The sequence below is a fragment of the Pseudomonadota bacterium genome (genome assembly GCA_013285465.1).
In the GTDB taxonomy this organism is placed as follows: domain Bacteria; phylum Pseudomonadota; class Alphaproteobacteria; order Micavibrionales; family CSBR16-224; genus CSBR16-224.
This window is the reverse complement of the sequence record CP053449.1, coordinates 84,009-104,002: the sequence shown is the minus strand read 5'-3', so window position 1 is coordinate 104,002 and position 19,994 is coordinate 84,009. Positions and strand designations below refer to the sequence as shown.

Here is a 19,994-nt window from a genome sequence, read left to right as displayed (position 1 = left end):
CAGATCGATCCTTTGATCTAGCTACCGTGTAAACAGGCAAAATGCTTTATGAAAAAATGAATTCCAGACGCACTTCGCCCTTAAGCAAAAGTGCGTGGCGGACGGTCAAGTCCGTAAATAATGGAAAGTTTCAGGTTGTCAGATATACCGTACAAATGTTCGGCACATGAAAAATCAACCAAAGTGACAGCAAGAACGGCATTAATGGCATGGGCATGGTGGCAACAATCACCGCAATCATGCTGACTTTCAAGCGGAATAGGCCGTTCTGAATTTTTGTCCTGATTATAGGATGCCGCCGCGATTTCGTTTGTTACGGAAGATGCGAGACCAGCGCAATCCAGCCCCTGGCAGCCTATCGACCACGCAGCTGACGGCAACACGGTCGTACCGAATACAAACATTACAAGAGTTATGATATGAAACACCATCTTCATATCTTTAGAGTTAAACAGAGAGCCTTACTTTGTCAACGGGGAGCAAGCAAAGAACTTGATAAACAAGAAGGTATAGTAATTATTTACAACATCCTTTATCGAGCTGTATCGGTGGGCAAGCTACAGTGCCATAAGAACAAAACACACAGCAATCACCTTGTTCCGGCTTTAGAATTCCACCACACCCTTTACAATCATAAAAATACTGGCAGGAATCCGTTGGCATTTCTTCGGTTTCTTCATGGCCACATTTTGGACATGTGATTGTGGAATGGGTTTCAAATATACCTTTCATCGTATAGCTCTTAAAAGAATGGGTTCCATTTCCGGCCATACAATCGCCGCAGCAATCAGAATTGCAGATACAGTCAGCATGATAGGCACACGCTTTATGAGTTTGCCGTCTTTAGGGTCACAAACCTCTTTAGTTTTTAATTGGCCACGCACAAATAAGAACAGGCCCGCAGCAAACATCAATACGGAAACACTGATGAAATGAAAACGATAAGGATGAAGAACAGCTAAATTTCCCAGCCATGCTCCACCAATACCTATATTAAAAAACATAATGGAGATGATGCAGCAGGACGAGGCCAAAATGGCCCCAAATGATGCAAAGACGCTACCAATAGCGCTGGCCTTGGTTTTGTTAATGTTGAATTTCCACTTCATAGTTCTAATATAAAACCTGTAGTTACTACAGGTGCAAGGATTTTTTTTTATAAGCAAAGATTTTACCAATGGAAAATTGTCTTCTCAGACAAGCGTAAACATTGAAACCACCCGATATTTCGAGATGGAAGGTATCTTACCTGCCCCACCACGCACAGAGGGTGGGCCAATCAGAATACTTATCAACATCATGAACACACATTTTAGTATAAATAGCCAAGCATCGATTTTGACAATGTAATGCAATACAACATATTTAAAGTATTGTTATATATACGTTTTTACGTCCACACATTGACATAATAATTTCTGTATGCCATTATGCCTCTTTAACGGCGGCGACTCAGATTAATGAAAACAAGCGATTAGCCGCCCCGTAGAATACACTGGAAATAATGAGGATAAGATGAAATGACGGATCCAAATAAAGAGCAGTTTTCTTCTGGGCTAAAACCGAGCAAAGAGTTTCTTGAAAGATGGGAAGAAACAAGAACGAAAAGAACTCTTGGTAGATTATTGGAACAATTCCGTATCGCTGCAGGCTTATCTACAAAAGAGCTAGCGAAAGAGATCGGTGCTCAAGAGGATGATATTTCCAGAGTGGAATCAGGCAGGGTGCCCATTAACAAAAACGATGAAAAAATTGTAGCAAAAATAGGTGGCTACTTAAGCGCTAAGATTGCCAATTCTAAGACGCCATAAATGGCATCGCCGCTAAAAACTATATATTGGAAACGGGATTAAAACATGGCCAAAAAATTAAGTGATCAAGAAGTATCAGAGTTTTTCAATCGAATAGGTGTTTCCTCTCCACCAAGCGCAGAGCAAGGCCGGATTGCAGCAGAGTTGTTTGAGCCAGACTTGATAGACAAAGTGCTTAAAATGCCCGCAGATAGATTTTTAATTAAATCTGACAAAGATAATGTATTGAAAGAGCTCGGCTTAAAAAAATAAAACTTGCCGCATATTCCGGTGAAGGGCGTTATCATACTAAATCGCATAACTCACAAAGTTAATCTGAGCAAGCTCTTTACGGCTGCAAAACAGTCTTTGAGAATTTTACTGTTGTCTTTGCATTGAACGCTGGAGCGCGTGTTTTCCTTCCAGCATTTCGCGGCGGTATTTTGCCGCGTTTCAGAACTTCCGAAACCGTCAGTGTCGATTGCTTGAGGCCGGTTGTTGTCACATGCTGCTTCTTCGGCGGCACTGTTTTAACGGTTTTAACAAGGCTGGTATTGCTCTCGCGCTTTAATGTCTCTTTGTATCGCACTTCATTGAACGGCTCACCCGGTGGTGCGGTCACTTTCAGCGGATAAAGCGGCAAGCCGTTTAGATCATAGCTCATATGCTGCACACGTGCGTAAAACGCCGTATTTGCTGCTATTTGCCGTTTCTGTTCTTCCTGCTGCTGTATTAACTGCTCATGCTGCTGCAAGGCACGGTAAAGCTCCTGCTGCATCTGGATCAGTCTTGCCGTATCAGCTTTTTCCTGCTGTTTTATCTCCGCGCGTTTCTTCTGCACTTTTTCGGCCATGATGGTCTCCTGCGCTCTTAAGATAAGCGCACGGATTTTCGCCTTCATATCATCAGACAGCAATGCGCTGTCGAGTGATGCCTGCAAAGAGGCAATATCGCCTGATAATGCCGCAATCTTGCTCTCCAGCACCGCCAACTTCTCTTTAATCTGTTCTTGACTGTCTTTCGGCTTCTCCGGCACAGTCGCGGCATTGATATGCCCGGCAATCTGCTTCTTAAGCTGCCATTCTTCTTCTCTATGTTGTTCCTTGTAGAAGTTCAGCGTTTTGTGCAGATCGCGGCTTTCTTCGAGATGACGTCGCACCATTGCTTCCATCTCGGCACGGTCTCGTCTATGCGCAGTATCCACTTCCTGTTCATTCTGCTTCCTGATCTCGGCATTCTTGCCTGTCATCATATCCCAGATGCCGGACACGCCCTTTGCAAACCGCCCCGCGCGGGTTTTGGTCTCTACAATCCATCTTTCTCTCTGCCGCTCCAGCAGCTCTGCACGCTCTTGGCGTTGGATTTTCACCAGCTGCCGCAGCTCCTGCACAACAGGCTTCTTCCGCTCTTTGAACATCGCCCGTTTTTCAGCCAAAAGCTGCGTTGTTCCTTGCTGCATCCGGCTTTGCAGAAAGTCTCTTGCCTGATCTGCCGTTGGCAGCTCTTCATAGGCACCGAGTTTTTGTTTCAGCTCTTTCTTCTTCACGCCCAGCCAGCGTGAGAGCGAATAAACTTCCCCTTCAAAATCCACCGCCACATAGCCGCGCCTGTCGCCTTTGGCGAGATAATAGCCGCGCTCTTGCAGAGCACCTGCAAAGCTTTGCTTATTGTCCGAACCGTTCCAGCATTCCTGAAAAAACGCCTTCAGCTTAACCGGATCGTCTTTCAGCCGTTCCGCCTGCTGCCATTCATGCAGCGTGTAATTGGTCGGGCTGGTTTCTTCTTTGTTCTTGAATCCCGGCGGCAGATGCCAGCCGTGATGCAGGAACAGCTCTTTGGCAATGGCGTTGAGCTTTAATTTGTAATGCGCCATATTCAGCGCCTTGAATTTTTCGCCGTCATGGAAGATACGCGACCAGACGCAGTGACAATGCCGCCGCCCGTTCTTTTCGTGGAACACGATGACGCGCGGCTGTTCTGACAGACCGAGAGCTTTCTCGACCTTATCAATCGCCTCTTCAAAATCCCCAACCCCTACAGATTCTTCTTTCGGCGGATTAAGGCTGAGAGAAAACAGATATTGCTCGCATTTCGTCAACCGGCTTAAAGCTTCGGCCTCCTGAAAGGCTTCAATCATATCTTCACTGATAAAACCGCGCACCTCATGCACGGTGACATGTTCATTGGTATCGCCGCGCCCAAGGTGCAAAGCCAGGTCTTTTCCGCCTTTTCTCTGACTGGCTTTCAGGATCACGGCGTTTCTCCTGTTTTGGGCTTGAGGCCAAGCGCCGCCACCAATTCTTCGCGCATACGCTTAATATCATCGCGTGCTTCGATGATTGCGGCTTCCGCTTCATCGGACACCTCAAAGGCACCGCTGTTACAGGCCTTGGCCAGCTGGTTGAGATTATTTGACAGCCGTGTTTTGCCGAGTTCTTCGAGAAGCTCGCCCAAAACAGCATGATCTTCGGATAATTGCCGGTAATGACGGCGTGGAGAGGGCTGTTCAAACAACCTCTCGCGGATATAGGCGCTCAGCGTCTTGGTTCCGGCTTGTTGCCGGAGCTGTTTTCGCTCTTCAAACGTTAATCTGAGCGAATAAGGCGGTGGATATTTCCCCTTATCAGCCATCTTAAAACACCTTCTTTTCCCCTATCCTTATATTTTATCACGAGGGCGGCGGTGCTTTCATGTCGCACTGCACAAATTATGGCCGGTTTTCAGCCATTTCTGTGACCTAATATTCTCGCCATTCCGCGCTGTTTTTGCTAAACTCTCCTAATGGAAGGACGCTTAAACCATGCCCGATAGTACGGAATGGATCGCCGCAGCGGAGGATTTAACGCCTGGAGATGTGATCCGCTGGACGGAAAACATCTGGTCTGACCGCAAAAAGGGGCGCGGCAAGGCGGCAAAGCATAAAATTACCGGAAAACAGCAGGTTACGGGACAAATCGAGGAAATATCCGCTGAATTTGTCCATGTGAAGGTGATCGAGGCTGTTATCGTGCTGAACGAGACAGCAAAGCCTCTGAAAACCTATACGAAAGACGAAACGCTCCGCAAAAAGCCGCAGACTTTGCTCAAAGGCGCTGTGCAAAGACTGCCCTGGAGCGATGAAGAGGCAAGGACGATTTCGCGGGAGTAAAAAAGTTTAACAGCACCCGCAAAAACCCGCGCTAGCCTATCAAGTAAAATCCCAGAAAACCTCGAATCGCGCCTGCCGCGCAAGATGTGTTTTGTAGTACAAAACGATCTTGGCAAGGGAGAAACTACTACCCGTATTCTCCCGTTGCATCCCTCTTTTAGGGCCGTTTCACGGAGACAAACATATCGCTGTTTGAGCCCGCGTCAAAGGAGGAGACTGCGCTCTCCCCTTTAACAATACCCCATCGCTTCATGGGCGTTCCTGCCCCTGAAAACCCTGACCAACCCTGTGCGGTTTGGATGCGCACAATTTCATTGAGACCAAAGGGAGCTTTCAGCGCTCCCTCTGGACACCCATCGACCAAAAGCTTTCGCGCTCTGGACTAACGACCAACCGTACGCCGATTGGATGCCACTAGATATTCTCTCCCCCCCTAGAATCCGCCATCCTCCATAATTCGGTATAATTGGATATATTACCAGGTATGGACAATCCGGTATAATCGGGTATATTATCAGGTATGATAAATACTGATTCCATTCAGATCACGCCTGAATTACTGGCTTTGATCTCTGAGATTGACGAGTTCAAGGGTGCATGGCGCGCCCTTAGAACCCTCGCACCCGAGCGCCTGCGTGCGTTGCGCCATGTCGCAACAATCGAGAGCATCGGCTCCTCCACCCGCATCGAAGGCAGCAAGCTGACCGACCGAGAGGTGGAACAACTTTTGGATAAGCTAGAGGTCAAGAAGTTCTCCAGCCGTGACGAGCAGGAAGTCGCCGGATACGCCGAGGTGATGGAAGCGATCTTTCATTCGTGGAAAGATATCCCGATCACTGAAAATCATATTAAACAGCTTCACCGCGACTTGCTGCGTTACAGCGAAAAAGACGAGCGGCACCGGGGGGATTACAAAGCCCTGCGCAACGACGTCGGCGCATTCGACGCTGCCGGCAAGATGATCGGTGTCGTATTTGAAACCGCCACGCCGTTTGACACGCCGCGCCAGATGCAGGAGCTTGTCACATGGCTAAACGAAGCCCGTGAGCTTGACCGGATACATCCACTGCTAATTGTTGCTGTTTTCACAGTCGACTTTTTGGCCATTCATCCCTTTCAAGATGGTAATGGCCGATTGAGCCGCGTACTAACCACACTCCTGCTGTTACAGGCAGGCTATGCCTACGTGCCTTATTCCTCGTTAGAGAGCGTAATTGAAAACAGCAAGGACGGCTATTACCTCGCCTTGCGCCAAACGCAGGGCACGATCCGCAGCGAAGCGCCGGATTGGCAACCTTGGCTAAGTTTTTTTCTACGTGCTTTACAGCAACAAAAGCGCCGCCTAGCCGATAAGGTGGAGCGTGAGCGGAGGGCAATCGCTGATTTGCCGGAACTGGCGATCAAGATTTTGGATTATGTTCGTGATCATGGCCGCGTTACAAACAGAGATATCGTTCGGGAGTATGGCGCAAGTCCGAATACTCTGAAGGCGACTTTTTCATCACTCGTGGAAAAAGGCCTTCTTGCGCGGCATGGGGCAGGGCGATCAACATGGTATGGACTCCCATGAGTGACCTAGTCCAATTCTGATACTATAAGGCTCCGTGGTGGACGCTTGCTGTCCAGTTTTATACCGATTTCTGACCCTATTGAGCGTGGGTATCGCTACTAATGTCTGCGCCATAGGGACAGCAATGCACTATTCTTTCGTCACCTGTAAATTCCCTGAACACCTGCCATTTAACCCTTCTCCCTTTTTTAAGCTTGCCTATCGCCGCTAACCGGCGCGGTCGTCTCTTTTGTGGCGAACCTGACGGCATGCGCCCTGCGGCGCAACGCTTGACGGTCGGTTTCTTCCCCGGCTTGCGCCTTCCTCGCGGAAAACAAGAAACAGCCCGCTTTATCGCGTCCTTCACTTTGTTGCGGCTCCTTTGGAGTGCGCCTTTGGCTTGGTCTGCCGTCTATCGGTTGCCATGAGACGGCCGCGGCGGTCGCGGCCAACAAACGCCAAGCAAAAGGAAGTAAGACAATGACAAAACAACATTCAGATATTTACAGCCGGGTAACGCAGAACATCATCACCGCTATCGAAAAAGGCGCAGGCGATTGGCAAATGCCCTGGCACCGTACAGGAACCGGCCTCAACCGCCCGAACAACATCAATACCGGCAATCACTATCGCGGCATCAATATCCTGAACCTCTGGGTTTCAGCTCAGGCACAAGGCTTCAGCACCGGAACATGGGGCACATACAAGCAATGGCAAGAAAAAGACTGCCAAGTCCGCAAAGGCGAAAAATCTTCTCTGGTAATCTTCTATAAAACAGATGAGATCGAAAACACCGACGGTGAACTTGAAACACGCTATATCGCCAGAGCATCCTACGTCTTTAACGCCGATCAGGTAGACGGCTATCAAGCACCGCCAGCGCCCGTACCGGAAAATCCGGTCGAAATCCTCGATAATGTCGAGAAATTCATCAAGCATACAAATGCAACAATCAAACATACCGGCAACAGTGCCTTTTACCGCCCGGCAGATGACAGTATCACAATGCCCGAGCAAAGCCGCTTTCTCGGCTCCAAGACCAGCACGGCAACAGAGGCCTATTATTCAACGCTGCTGCATGAACTCAGCCACTGGACAGGTGCAAAGCACCGTCTGGACAGAACCTTCGGCAAACGCTTCGGCGATAACGCCTATGCGGTGGAAGAACTGGTCGCAGAGCTGAGTGCTGCATTCCTCTGCGCCGATCTCGGTATCACAGTTGAACCGAGACAAGATCACGCAGCCTATCTTGAGAACTGGCTGGCCGTTCTCAAAGCTGACAAGAAAGCGATCTTCACTGCCGCAAGTCAGGCTGTAAAGGCAGCAGACTTTCTGAAAGCGCTGCAACCGCAAACACAACAGGAGGCGGCTTAGGCCGTCTCCAGAACTCTCTATTCCAAGAATAAGGTGTATTGGTCTTTTGAATAACTTTCAGGTTGCGGTCTATTTTTTTCCTGAGAGGGTCGAGCATTTGCTATTTCTGCTTCAGCCAAATGAAAACCTTGAACGAGGTTTTCCAGTTTACGATTTTTCTCACTCTGCGTAAGGCGAGGTATCTCTTTTGTATTTGTAATCAATAACTCCCGATCTTCTTTTTTAGCTGGTTTACTAAAGTCTACTATTTGGAAGTTAGCGTTTTCGAAATCTGGGTCCTCTAAAAACAAATCATCAATTATTGTCGCCAAGAGCGACTTTTGTTCTTCGGTTAGAGGGTTCGTTTTCCAAAAAATAAAAGAGGGTATATGTAATTGATTGTTTTGTTGATAAACAAGAGGGGAAGAGAATGGTATCCGCAAATCGTGCGAAAGGGGGTAGTAAACGCGTGGCATTTCTTGAATATGATGCGGTGAAATACTATCAACATACTCTTGCATGAGCGGCAGTGCCTCAAGAAAATTATCCGCAACCTTTTGTCGCTTTTCCTTCCTAATTATCCCCTGTGCTACTGTTTCATAAGGTATACCCCATAACATCATATCCCTCATACCAGCTACAAGCGGATTGTAATTGAACGGGATCTTACTGTAGAAGATTTTTATAAACTCCCTTTGAGTTAGCTCAGGCGTTTCCTTACAAAGACGGGCCGCATGTAACAAAGTTGGTATTTTAAGTGTAGCCATAATACAAAAATCCTATATAAAATCCTTAACCAAAAACGTAATGATTTTTATACGCAATGTCAAGGTGGTTTTAAATTACTGTATTCCGTAAGGCGGTATAACTTGGGAGTAGTAAATTTTGATTTCTCTGTCGTCAATTTTCATTCCCGGATTAACGGCGCTTTCATGCTTCCAAACTTTTGCCCATGGCCCATTTTCTGTGTGTGTCAACTCAACTAGCTGTCCTGCTGACAATCGGCTATAAAAGTTAATCACTCTTTTAAGCCAATCTTCTGTTGTTTCATCAAACCGAATGGAGGCAACCACCTTTTTCCCAGTTTCAATATTCAGCTTTTGCGCTCTTTTTGTTATAGGACTGGCATCAAATTCTTTAAACTCTCTGTATACATAAGGAAGGACAGGGCCATACTGCCATGCTTCGAATCTTTGTTTAATTAAAGGACGATCAAAGTCAATTAAAGACCAGACGTGACAAAAGTAGATGATTTTCTGTAAAGCAAGGTTGGTAATTTTACGATCATTTTCATCGCAGATATCAAGAATAAAGTTGGCTATATCTCTACCATCATATGGCATCGCTATTACACCTAAGTAAATGTCCCCGAGTTCGTATCTTGCACTATAGCACTATTTTTACCAACTAAGAATTTTTACTTGCCTTTGGGTATTTTTTTTTATAACTTCGTATAAACAAAACCTTTACCTAATACGTTAAGGAAAAATTTATAAATTGGATGTAAACTTTAAAAGTAAGAAGCTGAAAAAAGTATGCGAAAGCATGAAAGAGCTTCAAAAGAATTTCGGGCGGCAGTGCGCACGTAAAATAGCGCGACGGCTAGAGGTTCTAGTTTCGGCGGATAACTTAGAACATGTGCCGCATACACCGCCGGAGCGTTGCCACCAACTAACGCAAGACAAAGACGAGCTCTTTGCTGTTGATGTAGAAAAACAATGGAGGATTATTTTTATTCCGGATCATAATCCCATTCCACGCAAAAAAGACGGTGGAATAGATAAAGAAAAAATAACATCTATCGTCATAACAGACATATGTGAGGATTATCACCGATGAGCACAAGTACAGAAACATTTATGCCTGATTATATTATTACTCCCGGAGAAATTCTGGAAGAAACATTAGAGGCACGTGGCATAAAAAAGAAGGAATTTGCAGAACGTTGCGGAAGAACAGCAAAAATGATCAGCGAAATCATCGCTGGCAAGGCTGCTATTACCCCTGAAACAGCTTTGCAATTTGAGAAAGTCCTGGGTGTCTCTGCGCGCCTATGGTCCAACTTGGAGGCACGTTATAGACTAAAGCTGGCTGAGGAAGTCGAACACAAGGATTTAGAAAAACACAAGGAAATCTTAGGCCGCTTTCCTGTTAATAGCCTTGTTAAATTCGGATTTTTAGATAAAGAAAGCAACCCGGCTGAACAACTAAAGAAAGTTTTATCGTTTTTCGGTGTAGCATCCGTAGATGCGCTTAGCCAATGGCATAATATCCAAAAAGCTTACTATCGTGCTTCAGAAAAATTCGATAGTAATGAATTTTCTGTTGCTGCTTGGTTGCGCTGTGGCCAGATACAGGCAGAAGATATTGAAACTAAGTCATACAACGCCGATAAATTTAAAAGTGCTCTCAAGAAAATCCGAGAATTAACAAGAGAGCCCATTGATAGCGCTTTCCCACAGGCGCAAGAAATTTGTGCCGAAGCTGGTGTGGCGCTCACTATTATTCCAGAATTCAACGGGACAAGGTTGAGTGGTGCAGCACGTTGGTTAACAAAGGAGAAGGCACTTATTCAATTAAGTGGACGCTATAAGACTGAAGACAGTTTTTGGTTTACATTTTTTCATGAAGCGGGACATATTCTTTTGCACGGCAAAAAAGAATTGTTTATTGACATGGAGCCTGCTTCTTCTGTGATCAATTTAGAAGCAGAGGCAAATAGTTTTTCCCAGAACACTCTCATTCCCAAAGCAGAGTGGAGGGAATTCGAAATGATGTGTTTAAATCCCGATAGTGAGTTTATTGAAACATTTGCCGCAGAACAGCGTATTGCGCCCGGTATCGTTTTAGGCCGATTATTGCATGAAAATGTAATACGCTATCAGTCCTACCAATATAAAATTTTGAGTAAACTAAGAGTTAAACTGGACGAGAAGAGGTTGTTTTCTTTAAGCTCACGCAATAGTGCAGTAAACTGATTTCCTACTTCGGAGGCTTAAAAGCAATCTTGTTGAGCCATTCCAGCTTGGTCTCCAAGATATGCCCGCGCCCGTATTTCGGGCCGCGTGATTTGTGCCCCATCAGATTGTCGATCACTTCCTCCGGTGCCTGAATATCACGCAACCGGTCTTTAAACGTATGGCGCAGCGAATAGAGTGAGTTACCTTCAGACGGATTCAGATTGTTTTCGCGCAGAAATTTATTGATAACATTTGAGGCCGTGTCACCGCTGGAATAGCGTTCCAGCCCGTTCGGAAACATCTTGGCACCGTACAAAGCCGCACCAACTAACGGAATTTGCCGTTCGGAATGCAGAGTTTTCAACCCGCCCCGCGCATTTGATCGAATGTGAATATAGGGGATCGGTGTATCTAACCGAACATCTTCGGGCATTAGTCCGGTGATTTCAGCCACACGAGCCCCGGTGTCGGCCATGATATAGACAAGCGCCCGTGCTTCCTCATTCAAGCCGTTTAAGGCATCGCCGCTGATAAAGACACGCTGCACATATTCCGCCTCATAGGACTGACGACTGTCATCAACAACTCGCAGCTTGATTTTGGCGAACAGCGTTTCGACATCAACAACGGGCGTTATATCCAGCGCCGTAAAAACGATATCAAGCATATCCTTCACATGGCGGAAATTCTTATTGGCGCTGGCCGGTTTCTTGCCCTCTTTGGTGACACGGTTCAACCACCAGTCATGAAAGGCCAGAACATCCTTACGATTGACTTCCAGAATGTTCTTATCGCCAACGGCCTTGATGAAGTTATTAACCGCCAGCTTACGCGGGTTTTCCCATTTGCGGATTTGATGATCGGTCTTACCAACCAATCGATCACCGATTTTCGGACGGTAAATTTCCCAGATTTCGCTGAGTTTAATATCCGGATGTTCTGCCGTGCCGACCAGCGCCGCGCCGAGTTCAACGGCAGCACCAGGCTGTTTGTCTTCCGCCTCTTTCAGAGCTAGCAACCTGTCCACCAGTTCCGCCGCTGAAGCGTTCTCCGACAAGTCGGTAATATCGCGGTAAACAAAACCGTGCATCCGTGCCTTTTGTACCGCATCACGGTAGAGCGTATCGCGCTGCAAATCCGTCGGGGCAGACTGTGCCAGATTACGCCAGAATTTTTCAATCGACTCATTCTGGACAAGTGCGCGTTTTTTCGCCGTTGCCTTATCCCGCGTTTTCAGCGAGATTTTAATATGCCGCCGCGAATCATAGGGTTTAATGTGTTTGGGCACACGCCGGAAATAATAGTAATATCCGTCGCGCTCAATCAGATAATCGGACATATCGCCGCATCCTTTCCGGTCAAAGCCTATCCTTTTAGTATACAACAATGTATACCGAAAAGTATACCGAATGCGGGGTTTGAGGAGGGCTTATCCGGCAACATCATCGGAATAAGTCTTTTTAAAACAGCATGTTAGGGGGAAATTATTTATCAGAATTTACGTAATTTTGGTGCCCAGAAGAGGACTCGAACCTCCACTCCCTTACGAGAACTAACACCTGAAGCTAGCGCGTCTACCAATTCCGCCATCTGGGCATGACATTCTTAGTAATGCTTTCGCTTTTTTTTGTCAAGCATTTCGGTAATGAAAACCGCCCTGAAAACCACCGTGAAATCTAAAGGGAATTTTATCGCGGGCAAAGGCAAAAAACGCCTTGACCTTTCTGGCTTTTTTGCAGTAATGTGCCACGAGCTTTTTCAGCAACGGAAAAGCTGACTGTTTTCTATGGGAGCGCTTAGCTCAGTCGGTAGAGCAACTGACTTTTAATCAGTAGGTCCAGGGTTCGAATCCCTGAGCGCTCACCATTGAAAACGCTTTAAAACAGCCCCTCGTCAAACAGGGGCTTTTTTTATTCCTCCCTGTTTTTTATTGACATAATACATACAGAATCGCTACAATAGCGGCAGCAAGGATGTGCTGCCATAACGCAGGTATCCTTTAAAACAGCCGGTTCTTAAAAATAACGACTGTCATATAAAAGGGGAGTATCCAAAGCCATGACGCAGAAAAAAACCGACTTTCTTGGAAAAGCCGGAGGAACGCTATTGAAAAACGCCGATTACGCCATGGCGGGTCTGTGTTTCGCCTTCGCCATCGCCGCCACACCCGTATTAACGAATATGGAGCGCGGCAATTACTGGATGAAACCCTATTACGGCGGCATGGAAAACGCGAAAGAAATTTACGCCGATGCGCGCAGCGAGGCCTTGACGCGCCTTCAACCGCTGGTCACAGATGAGGAACACGCCGCCGCCGATGCGATGGATAAAAATACGCTCAACGCCTTTCTGTATGAAAAACGCGGAGACGGCGCGGAGTGGAAAGAGATTTCCGATCTGCACTGGCACGGAGTCACACCGCTGCGTCATGCCGAAAAAACCCGCGACATGAACAAAGCCTTCGGCACGGCGGCAGGAATTTCCTTTGCACTGCTGGGCGCGGCTTTTGCCGCGGGCGGAATTTCCCGCAATATGCGCCGCAGAAAACCGCAAAAACCGGTGCGCGGCTTATAGATTCACCGTTTCGGCATAACGGAAACAACCCGTCAGATGGTCATTCACCAGACCTGTGGCCTGCATATGCGCATAGATAATGGTGGAGCCGACAAAGCTCATCCCGCGCTTTTTCAAATCTTTTGACAAGGCGTCGCTTTCCTTTGATGTCGCGGGAACCTCCCCCAGAGATTCCCAACTATTCACCAGCGGCGCACCGCCAATAAATGACCAGATATAATCATTGAAACTGCCGCATTCCTTTTGAATCTCCAGAAACACCCGCGCATTCTTCCGTGCCGCGAAGACTTTTAAACGGTTGCGGATAATTTCAGGGTTTTGCAGTAATGCTTCCAGCGCCTCATCCGTCATGGCGGCAACCGCGGCAGGATCAAAATCCTTGAAGGCGGCGCGGTATCCGGCGCGTTTTTTCAAAACCGTCTCCCAGCTCAGTCCGGCCTGTGCGCCTTCCAGAATCAGAAATTCAAAATGTTTCGCATCATCATGGACAGGCACGCCCCATTCGCTGTCGTGATAGTCCTCGTAAAAAGCCCTGCCCTCGAAAATCTTGCCTTCACCGACCCAGCCGCAGCGGTGGCGGCCATCCGCACCTTCAACGGTCGATAATTGACGCCATGCTTCCGTTGTCACGTTTTCTCTACCGCTTCTGCATATTCGGAGCCAGCGTCTGCCCCCGTTTTTTCTTACTCTGGATTTCCTCATGCGTGCGGGAAATGGCCACAAAACGCTCGGGCGAGGTCGGATGCGTTGACCGGATCTGGATCGCCGCATTTCCCTGCTCCACCGCCATGCGCCGCCAGAATGTCGCCACATTTGACGTATCGAATCCCGCTCGCGCCATGAAATACATGCCGATATAATCGGCTTCCTGTTCAAAGGCGACGGAATAAGACAATGCTCCGGCCTGCATACCGGCCTGACCGAACTGCCCGCCGGTCGAAACCCCTGCCGCGCCCAGCAGCGCATCAATCGCCAGCCCGCCCAGCGCCCCCGTTAAGGCGTTGTTCTTTTTCTTGTCGACATGCGCCATGGCGTTATGCGCCAGCTCATGCGCGATCACCAGCGCCAGCTCGGTATCGCTTTCGACAAAGCGCATCATCCCGCGCGAAATCACGATATTCTGCCCGTCGGCATAGGCATTCAAATTTGACGCTTTCTGATCGATGTAAACCGAAAACGCGCAGCTCTGGACAGGTGTCAGAGTCGTATTGGCAATTTGACCGCCGCGCATAAAGTGAATCTGGCTGGGGCGCAACCCCGCCTGTTTCATCAAGTCACTGGCCTGTTTCAGCCCCTGCCGCCCTGTCATCAGCCGGACACCGTTGATGGAAACCAGCACATCGCCTTTGCGCAATCCCGCCTTATCACCGGGGGAGCCTTTGACAACCTGACTGAGCGTCACCTCCGCCCCAAGACCGAATAACTGCCGCGCCATTTGCTGTTCCTGCGGCGGGAAGGCATCCAGCGTCCAGCCCGACAAACCGTCAAAAGCCGTAACATTCCGCCCGCAAAACGCGGTATTCGCTGTCATCAGCGGAAAGGCAATCCTTGCCACACGGTCATTATCCTGCTCCGCCCGTTTATACAGCAGTTTCTTCTGTTCCAGCGTTTCCTGCTGCACCGCCTGCGCATTCACCTGCGGCGGTGCGCTATAGGGTGCGGCGCAGCCTCCGGGAAGCAGCGTCAACAGACCTAAAACGCCCGCCAAAACAATCTGTCCGGTTTTTTTCAACATGTCTCTTTTCGCCTTATTATTGTGCAACAACATCCATATCGGTTTATATTCTATTAGGAGGTTCTTTGTTTTGAAACAGGTTATTTTATATGACACGGAACGGTATAGATAAAAAAACCGCATTCCGCCGCAATATTCTGGCGGCGCTGCTATATTTCGGATTAGGTGCGGCCAGCCTGCTGCTTGAACTGGTGCCGGAAATCGCCACGCCGATCTGGCCCGCCGCCGGTATCGCGCTGGGGGCGGTGCTGCTATGGGGCAATGCCGTTTTGCCCGGTATTCTGCTGGGTGCCGTTTGCACCAATATCCTCGCCGTCGCGCAGGCCGGTGCCGCCTCATCAGGTGCTGCGCTCCTGATCGTGCCGCTGGGCATCTCCACCGCTGTTTTTATGCAGGCATGGCTGGGCGCAAAACTGGTCAGAACCTGTATCCGTCTTCCCGGCCATCTGGAAAGCGGGCGGGATATTGCGCTTTTCCTGCTGCTCGGCGGCCCCGTCGGATGCCTGATCAGCGCCGCGCTATCGGTAACATGGCTCAATCTCGTCGGCATTGTCGATGAGGGCGCACTTTTCTTTCAGTATTTTACCTGGTGGGCAGGCGATACGATCGGCGTTCTGATTGCCGCGCCTTTGTTCATTTTGCTGGCCTCTTCCACCGCATCCATTTCCGCAAAGCGGAAAATAACCGTCACCCTGCCGCTGATCGGTGTGGCCGCTGCCAGTTTTGCCGTATTCCTATGGGTTAAACATGTCGAAGAAAAAAGTGTCCAGCTCCGCTTTCAGACGGAAGTCACAGGTAAAACCGATCAGGTGCAGGATTATCTTGAAGGTATGCGGAATGTTCTGCATTCCGTTTCCGGCCTTTATGTTGCCTCCGAGGAAGTAACCGCTGATGAATTCCGCATTTTCACACGCCATATTCTCGCGCAATATGACGAGATACGGAATGTGCAATGGGTGCCTTATATCACCGCGAATAAGCGCGCCCTGTTTGAAAGAAAAACCGGCAGGAAACACGGCCCCCGTTTCCGGATTTTGGAAAAAAACAAAGATAGCGCTTTTGTCCCGGCCGACCGCCGTTCCGATTACTTTCCGGTTTTGCTGATTGCGCCGGAAAAAGACTCAAACCCTCCGATCGGCTTTGATCTGGGGTCCGTCGCAGAAAAACGCATCGCGCTTGAAAAGGCCTTGTCCGAAAAAACACCGCAGGCCAGCAGACCCTTATTACTGACCGACGACACACAGGGAATCATCATCGCCGACCCGGTCTTTAAAAACCATGATGATAAAATGAACGGAAACGTAACCGGCTTTGTTGTCGTCACATTGAATATTCCCCATTTGATTGACACGCTGCTGTCGCCGACAAAGACAAACGGCATCAAGATCACAACAGCAGATAGCGGCACAGAGATCTCCGCACTGCCCTCTTCTCCCGCAGAAACACCGCGTCAGCCGGTCTTGCGGGAAATGCGGCAGATAGAGCTTGCCGGACGGTCATGGAATATCACCTATATCGCCACGCCGGAATATTTTTCCGCCTACCGTCCCTGGGCAGTCTGGTTTACCATGATCGGCGGCGTTGTCTTTGTTTCGCTGTTGCAATTTCTGCTGCTGATTATTACGGGACAAACCAGCGCCACCGAACGTATCGTGGCCGAAAGGACACAGGCTTTGAAAAGATCAAATACCGAGCTGGAACAATTCGCCTATGCCGCCTCACATGATTTAAAAACACCGCTCAGGCATATTTCGATCTGCGCCGAATTCATCAATGACGGCGACGGTGACAGACTGGCAACGGAAACGCGGGAATATCTGGAAGTCATCCGCAAAAGCACCAAACATATGTCGGCCCTGATCGACAGCCTGCTTGACTATGCGCGTATCAATCATAGTGACGGCGAACAGGAACGAACGTCTTTGAATGATGTTTTCGACACGGTCAAACAGGATATGGCGAGCGTTATCGCGGAGAATGATGCCTCCGTCACGCGGGATGACCTGCCCGTTGTCCATGCCGACGGCGCGCTTTTATCGCGGGTTTTCCTGAACCTGCTTGATAATGCGCTGAAATATAAAGACCCGGGAAGGCCGCCGCGCATCCATGTTTCCTGCAAACAAAATGACAATGAATGGATTATCTGCGTAAGTGATAACGGCATCGGCATCGCGCCGCAATTTTCCGAGAAAATATTCGAAGTCTTCCAAAGACTGCACCGGAACGCCGAATATTCCGGCACCGGTATAGGTTTACCCGCCTGTAAAAGAATTATAGAATACCACAAAGGCCGTATTTGGCTTGATACGGATTACAAGGGCGGCAGCCGTTTCTGTTTCACCCTGCCGCATCACGATAATGTATAATATACTGATTTAATTAAATAATTTTCTATCCAAAGGATGTATCTTATGAATACCAAAAAACAAACGCCGAATAAAATGCCGATCAATCTTCTGATCGTGGATGATTCCGAACTGGATATCGAAATCGCCCGCAAAGCCTTCAGCCATTGCGAAAACAGCAGCGTCAGCGTTTTCACCGCCTGCGACGGCGAAGCGGCACTGGAATTTCTGACCGATACAAAGAATCCCCGCGCCCATATGATTTTGCTGGATATCAATATGCCGAAAAAAAGCGGCATTGAGGTTCTGGAAGAAATCAAAGGCAATAAGGATCTGAAAGATATTCCCGTTGTCATGCTGACAGGGTCAGGCCATGAGGATGATGTCCGCGCCAGCTATAAACATTACGCCAATGCCTTCATCACCAAACCGGAAAGCTTCTCGGAAATGGTCGATTTCGCGCACCGTATCGAAGAATTCTGGTTTCTGGCAGCCAAACTGCCGCAGGAAGAATAGATCAGTAATTCTGGGGAAGAAGAACGGTGACGCTTGTACCTTCACCGACTTTACTTTTGATCGTCAGCGTACCGCTGTGCATTTCCACCAGCTCTTTCGTGATGGCAAGGCCAAGGCCTGATCCTTCATGGTCACGCGTCATCGCGCTTTTGACCTGTTCGAACGGCAGAGTCACCAGATTGATTTTATCTTCGGGAATGCCGTAACCGGTATCGCGTACAGTGATAACAACCAGTTGTTCGCCCTGTTTGCAGGAAATTTCAACCTCGCCGTCATTGGCGGTAAATTTTACCGCATTCGACATCAGGTTCAGCATAATCTGCATAATGGCGCGGCGGTCGGCGCGGATGGTAATATTTTCGGGCACCTGATCGGCGATCAGGCGGATATTGCCTTCATGGGCGCGGGTTTCGATCATATGCACGGCCAACTGCACCAGCTTGGACAGATTGAAATCCTCAATCTCCAGCTCGTATTTGCCGACCTCGATTTTCGACATATCCAGAATGTCATTAATCAGATTCAGCAGATGCTCACCGCTTTCGCGGATACCGCTGATATATTCGACATAGCGCTCATTCCCCAGCGGGCCGAGCAGCTGCTGCTGCATCATTTGTGAAAAACCGATAATCGCATTCAACGGCGTACGCAGTTCATGGCTCATATTCGCCAGAAAACGCGTTTTCGACGCATAAGCGGTTTCCGCCGCTTCTTTTGCTTCATTCAAAGCGCGCTCATGGCATTTACGCTCGGTAATATCCTGCATAATGCCGAACAGCGCTTTTACTTTGCCGCTTTTCGGATCGGTCTTGCAACGCCCTTCACAATGGATATAGCGCAGCTCTTTCATCGGCCCCATACGAATACGAAATTCCAGAACGCAATCGCTGGCATCGCGGATGGATTGGCGGAAAACACGCAAAATCTGCTGGGCATCCTCATCCGGCATCAGGGTTTTGATGTTCTTCAAACTGGGCTCGAATTCGCCGCGCTTTACGCCGAAAATTTCATAAAGGTTATCCGACCAGTCGATATGGCTGTCCTTCACCACCCAGTACCAATGCCCCATACGCCCGATTTTCTGGGCTTCGGAAAGCTGTTGTTCCTGCAACCGCAATTCCGCTTCATGCTGTTTGCGGTCGGTAATATCGCTGCCGATAATGTAAATATGCCCGCCGATGGATTTCTGAATCCATTCAATCCAGCGCCAGCCGCGGTCTTTGCAACGTGCGCGCGCCTGAAAATCAACGCGTTTTTCTTCAAAATCATCCAGCGCGGTCAGCTTGTTCATTTCAACGCAAACATATTCGCGGTCTTCGGGATGGATCATATCAATAAACGGGATCTGGCGCAGATCATCATCCGTATAGCCCAAGACGCGGTTAAAAGCGTAATTGACGCGCACAAAAGACCCGTCACGGCGGTAAACCGCCAGCAAATCATTCGACAGATTCAGGAAATGGCGCAGCTCACCGTCATCCTGCGAGATATGGCCGATGCGCGGGATGGATAATCCGCTGGTTTCCCGCACCAGCTTCCGGTGCATATGCTGGTTAATGCGTTTGCGCGACACAAAGCGGCTGGCAATATTCGCCAGTTCCAATGCCGTGCTTTCATAACCTGATAACAGTTCCGCACCCTGCGCAACAGCCGCCGCGTTCTGATCGGGATCAACCCAGAACACAACGAAACGCCGCCCGTCGGGCAGGTGAATATTATCAATACGGCTTTGCACCAAAAGCGGGTCACGCCCCTTGCGCTGCAGAGCCGTATCGTAAAAACCGGACTGGATGTCAATGATATTTTGCGGAACACCGCTATCGCCCGACAAAATATGGATGATTTTATCAATGGGACGCGACAGAATTTCGGAGGTGTTGGAACCCAGATGCCAGCTCAGGGCAGGGCTTGCGAAAACCACTTCCCCGGTTTCATCAACAACGCAACGCATCATTTCTGTGGGTTTGGTTCCGACGACTGAGGCTGTATCCTGCTGCAAGCTCATTCTTTCGCTCTCGCTTTCC

The 19,994-nt window shown here is 48.6% G+C and carries 20 protein-coding genes and 2 tRNA genes; 11 read left to right on the top strand and 11 right to left on the bottom strand.

The annotated features are described in order from the left end of the window. Positions 1-80 precede the first annotated feature (80 nt). Both HND56_00500 and HND56_00495 read right to left on the bottom strand, forming a co-directional pair. Entirely contained in the window at positions 81-431 is a 351-nt protein-coding gene (locus HND56_00500; protein ID QKK04250.1) for a hypothetical protein, read from the bottom strand. A 297-nt stretch (positions 432-728) separates the two neighbouring features. Next, the gene (locus tag HND56_00495) at positions 729-1,109 is read right to left on the bottom strand and encodes a hypothetical protein (protein ID QKK04249.1); all 381 of its coding nucleotides are present in this window, start codon (positions 1,107-1,109) and stop codon (positions 729-731) included. Between the two features lie 411 nt (positions 1,110-1,520). Between HND56_00495 and HND56_00490 the strand changes: the two genes are divergently transcribed. Then, complete coding sequence (locus HND56_00490) at positions 1,521-1,811, top strand: helix-turn-helix domain-containing protein (GenBank protein ID QKK04248.1); 291 nt, start codon at positions 1,521-1,523, stop codon at positions 1,809-1,811. A 45-nt stretch (positions 1,812-1,856) separates the two neighbouring features. Beyond that, positions 1,857-2,063 (top strand): hypothetical protein, encoded by a 207-nt coding sequence (locus HND56_00485; GenBank protein ID QKK04247.1) that lies wholly within the window; start codon positions 1,857-1,859, stop codon positions 2,061-2,063. 76 nt (positions 2,064-2,139) lie between these two features. Here the strand turns inward: HND56_00485 and HND56_00480 are convergent, their stop codons facing one another. Both HND56_00480 and mobC read right to left on the bottom strand, forming a co-directional pair. Beyond that, positions 2,140-4,044 (bottom strand): hypothetical protein, encoded by a 1,905-nt coding sequence (locus HND56_00480; GenBank protein QKK04246.1) that lies wholly within the window; start codon positions 4,042-4,044, stop codon positions 2,140-2,142. Next, positions 4,041-4,421, bottom strand: coding sequence for a plasmid mobilization relaxosome protein MobC (gene mobC, locus HND56_00475; protein QKK04245.1), 381 nt, complete (start codon positions 4,419-4,421; stop codon positions 4,041-4,043). Before mobC ends, HND56_00480 begins: the two co-directional genes overlap by 4 nt. 169 nt (positions 4,422-4,590) lie before the next feature. Here mobC and HND56_00470 point away from each other — a divergent pair, with 169 nt between their 5' ends. The 3 genes from HND56_00470 to HND56_00460 all read left to right on the top strand — a co-directional run bounded on the left by HND56_00470 (position 4,591) and on the right by HND56_00460 (position 7,861). Then, positions 4,591-4,938 carry a hypothetical protein gene (locus HND56_00470; protein QKK04244.1) on the top strand — a complete coding sequence of 116 codons (348 nt, stop codon included), beginning with the start codon at positions 4,591-4,593 and terminating at the stop codon, positions 4,936-4,938. A 520-nt stretch (positions 4,939-5,458) separates the two neighbouring features. Then, complete coding sequence (locus tag HND56_00465; protein ID QKK04243.1) at positions 5,459-6,508, top strand: Fic family protein; 1,050 nt, start codon at positions 5,459-5,461, stop codon at positions 6,506-6,508. Between the two features lie 459 nt (positions 6,509-6,967). Beyond that, positions 6,968-7,861 (top strand): DUF1738 domain-containing protein, encoded by an 894-nt coding sequence (locus tag HND56_00460; protein ID QKK04242.1) that lies wholly within the window; start codon positions 6,968-6,970, stop codon positions 7,859-7,861. A gap of 17 nt (positions 7,862-7,878) precedes the next feature. Here HND56_00460 and HND56_00455 read toward each other — a convergent pair whose 3' ends face one another. Together HND56_00455 and HND56_00450 are read right to left on the bottom strand one after the other, a co-directional pair. After that, positions 7,879-8,607: a hypothetical protein gene (locus tag HND56_00455; protein ID QKK04241.1), complete on the bottom strand. Its 729-nt coding sequence runs from the start codon at positions 8,605-8,607 to the stop codon at positions 7,879-7,881. Between the two features lie 75 nt (positions 8,608-8,682). Then, the gene (locus HND56_00450; GenBank protein ID QKK04240.1) at positions 8,683-9,183 is read right to left on the bottom strand and encodes a SocA family protein; all 501 of its coding nucleotides are present in this window, start codon (positions 9,181-9,183) and stop codon (positions 8,683-8,685) included. A gap of 154 nt (positions 9,184-9,337) precedes the next feature. On the opposite strand from HND56_00450, the gene HND56_00445 reads away from it, so the two are divergent. Together HND56_00445 and HND56_00440 are read left to right on the top strand one after the other, a co-directional pair. Next, entirely contained in the window at positions 9,338-9,679 is a 342-nt protein-coding gene (locus HND56_00445; GenBank protein QKK04239.1) for a killer suppression protein HigA, read from the top strand. Then, entirely contained in the window at positions 9,676-10,818 is a 1,143-nt protein-coding gene (locus tag HND56_00440; protein ID QKK04238.1) for a HigA family addiction module antidote protein, read from the top strand. The genes HND56_00445 and HND56_00440 overlap by 4 nt, the downstream gene beginning before the upstream one ends. A gap of 4 nt (positions 10,819-10,822) precedes the next feature. Here the strand turns inward: HND56_00440 and HND56_00435 are convergent, their stop codons facing one another. Together HND56_00435 and HND56_00430 are read right to left on the bottom strand one after the other, a co-directional pair. After that, positions 10,823-12,139, bottom strand: a complete 1,317-nt coding sequence (locus HND56_00435; protein QKK04237.1) for a tyrosine-type recombinase/integrase — start codon at positions 12,137-12,139, stop codon at positions 10,823-10,825. A gap of 170 nt (positions 12,140-12,309) precedes the next feature. After that, positions 12,310-12,396 (bottom strand) — tRNA-Leu (locus tag HND56_00430). A gap of 194 nt (positions 12,397-12,590) precedes the next feature. Here HND56_00430 and HND56_00425 point away from each other — a divergent pair. Both HND56_00425 and HND56_00420 read left to right on the top strand, forming a co-directional pair. After that, positions 12,591-12,666, top strand: a tRNA-Lys gene (locus HND56_00425). A 192-nt stretch (positions 12,667-12,858) separates the two neighbouring features. Then, positions 12,859-13,374: a hypothetical protein gene (locus HND56_00420; protein QKK04236.1), complete on the top strand. Its 516-nt coding sequence runs from the start codon at positions 12,859-12,861 to the stop codon at positions 13,372-13,374. On the opposite strand, the gene HND56_00415 is transcribed toward HND56_00420, so the two are convergent. Then, the gene (locus HND56_00415) at positions 13,369-14,076 is read right to left on the bottom strand and encodes a DNA-3-methyladenine glycosylase I (GenBank protein ID QKK04235.1); all 708 of its coding nucleotides are present in this window, start codon (positions 14,074-14,076) and stop codon (positions 13,369-13,371) included. The genes HND56_00420 and HND56_00415 overlap by 6 nt on opposite strands. Then, positions 14,012-15,109, bottom strand: a complete 1,098-nt coding sequence (locus tag HND56_00410; GenBank protein QKK04234.1) for a M48 family metalloprotease — start codon at positions 15,107-15,109, stop codon at positions 14,012-14,014. Before HND56_00410 ends, HND56_00415 begins: the two co-directional genes overlap by 65 nt. An 89-nt stretch (positions 15,110-15,198) precedes the next feature. On the opposite strand from HND56_00410, the gene HND56_00405 reads away from it, so the two are divergent. Together HND56_00405 and HND56_00400 are read left to right on the top strand one after the other, a co-directional pair. Continuing rightward, positions 15,199-17,475 carry a GHKL domain-containing protein gene (locus HND56_00405; GenBank protein QKK04233.1) on the top strand — a complete coding sequence of 759 codons (2,277 nt, stop codon included), beginning with the start codon at positions 15,199-15,201 and terminating at the stop codon, positions 17,473-17,475. A 45-nt stretch (positions 17,476-17,520) separates the two neighbouring features. Further along, the gene (locus tag HND56_00400; protein ID QKK04232.1) at positions 17,521-17,970 is read left to right on the top strand and encodes a response regulator; all 450 of its coding nucleotides are present in this window, start codon (positions 17,521-17,523) and stop codon (positions 17,968-17,970) included. A 1-nt stretch (position 17,971) separates the two neighbouring features. On the opposite strand, the gene HND56_00395 is transcribed toward HND56_00400, so the two are convergent. After that, positions 17,972-19,975 carry a PAS domain S-box protein gene (locus HND56_00395; protein QKK04231.1) on the bottom strand — a complete coding sequence of 668 codons (2,004 nt, stop codon included), beginning with the start codon at positions 19,973-19,975 and terminating at the stop codon, positions 17,972-17,974. Positions 19,976-19,994: the final 19 nt, after the last annotated feature.

Bases quoted from the DNA above. Each gene is read 5' to 3' on its own strand.
- HND56_00435 (QKK04237.1), bottom strand. From the start codon at position 12,139: ATGTCCGATTATCTGATTGAGCGCGACGGATATTACTATTATTTCCGG.
- HND56_00460 (QKK04242.1), top strand. From the start codon at position 6,968: ATGACAAAACAACATTCAGATATTTACAGCCGGGTAACGCAGAACATC.
- HND56_00465 (QKK04243.1), top strand. From the start codon at position 5,459: ATGATAAATACTGATTCCATTCAGATCACGCCTGAATTACTGGCTTTG.
- HND56_00400 (QKK04232.1), top strand. From the start codon at position 17,521: ATGAATACCAAAAAACAAACGCCGAATAAAATGCCGATCAATCTTCTG.
- HND56_00470 (QKK04244.1), top strand. From the start codon at position 4,591: ATGCCCGATAGTACGGAATGGATCGCCGCAGCGGAGGATTTAACGCCT.
- HND56_00455 (QKK04241.1), bottom strand. From the start codon at position 8,607: ATGGCTACACTTAAAATACCAACTTTGTTACATGCGGCCCGTCTTTGT.
- HND56_00500 (QKK04250.1), bottom strand. From the start codon at position 431: ATGGTGTTTCATATCATAACTCTTGTAATGTTTGTATTCGGTACGACC.
- HND56_00410 (QKK04234.1), bottom strand. From the start codon at position 15,109: ATGTTGAAAAAAACCGGACAGATTGTTTTGGCGGGCGTTTTAGGTCTG.
- mobC (QKK04245.1), bottom strand. From the start codon at position 4,421: ATGGCTGATAAGGGGAAATATCCACCGCCTTATTCGCTCAGATTAACG.
- HND56_00415 (QKK04235.1), bottom strand. From the start codon at position 14,076: ATGAGGAAATCCAGAGTAAGAAAAAACGGGGGCAGACGCTGGCTCCGA.
- HND56_00450 (QKK04240.1), bottom strand. From the start codon at position 9,183: ATGCCATATGATGGTAGAGATATAGCCAACTTTATTCTTGATATCTGC.
- HND56_00495 (QKK04249.1), bottom strand. From the start codon at position 1,109: ATGAAGTGGAAATTCAACATTAACAAAACCAAGGCCAGCGCTATTGGT.
- HND56_00395 (QKK04231.1), bottom strand. From the start codon at position 19,975: ATGAGCTTGCAGCAGGATACAGCCTCAGTCGTCGGAACCAAACCCACA.
- HND56_00440 (QKK04238.1), top strand. From the start codon at position 9,676: ATGAGCACAAGTACAGAAACATTTATGCCTGATTATATTATTACTCCC.
- HND56_00420 (QKK04236.1), top strand. From the start codon at position 12,859: ATGACGCAGAAAAAAACCGACTTTCTTGGAAAAGCCGGAGGAACGCTA.
- HND56_00490 (QKK04248.1), top strand. From the start codon at position 1,521: ATGACGGATCCAAATAAAGAGCAGTTTTCTTCTGGGCTAAAACCGAGC.
- HND56_00405 (QKK04233.1), top strand. From the start codon at position 15,199: ATGACACGGAACGGTATAGATAAAAAAACCGCATTCCGCCGCAATATT.
- HND56_00485 (QKK04247.1), top strand. From the start codon at position 1,857: ATGGCCAAAAAATTAAGTGATCAAGAAGTATCAGAGTTTTTCAATCGA.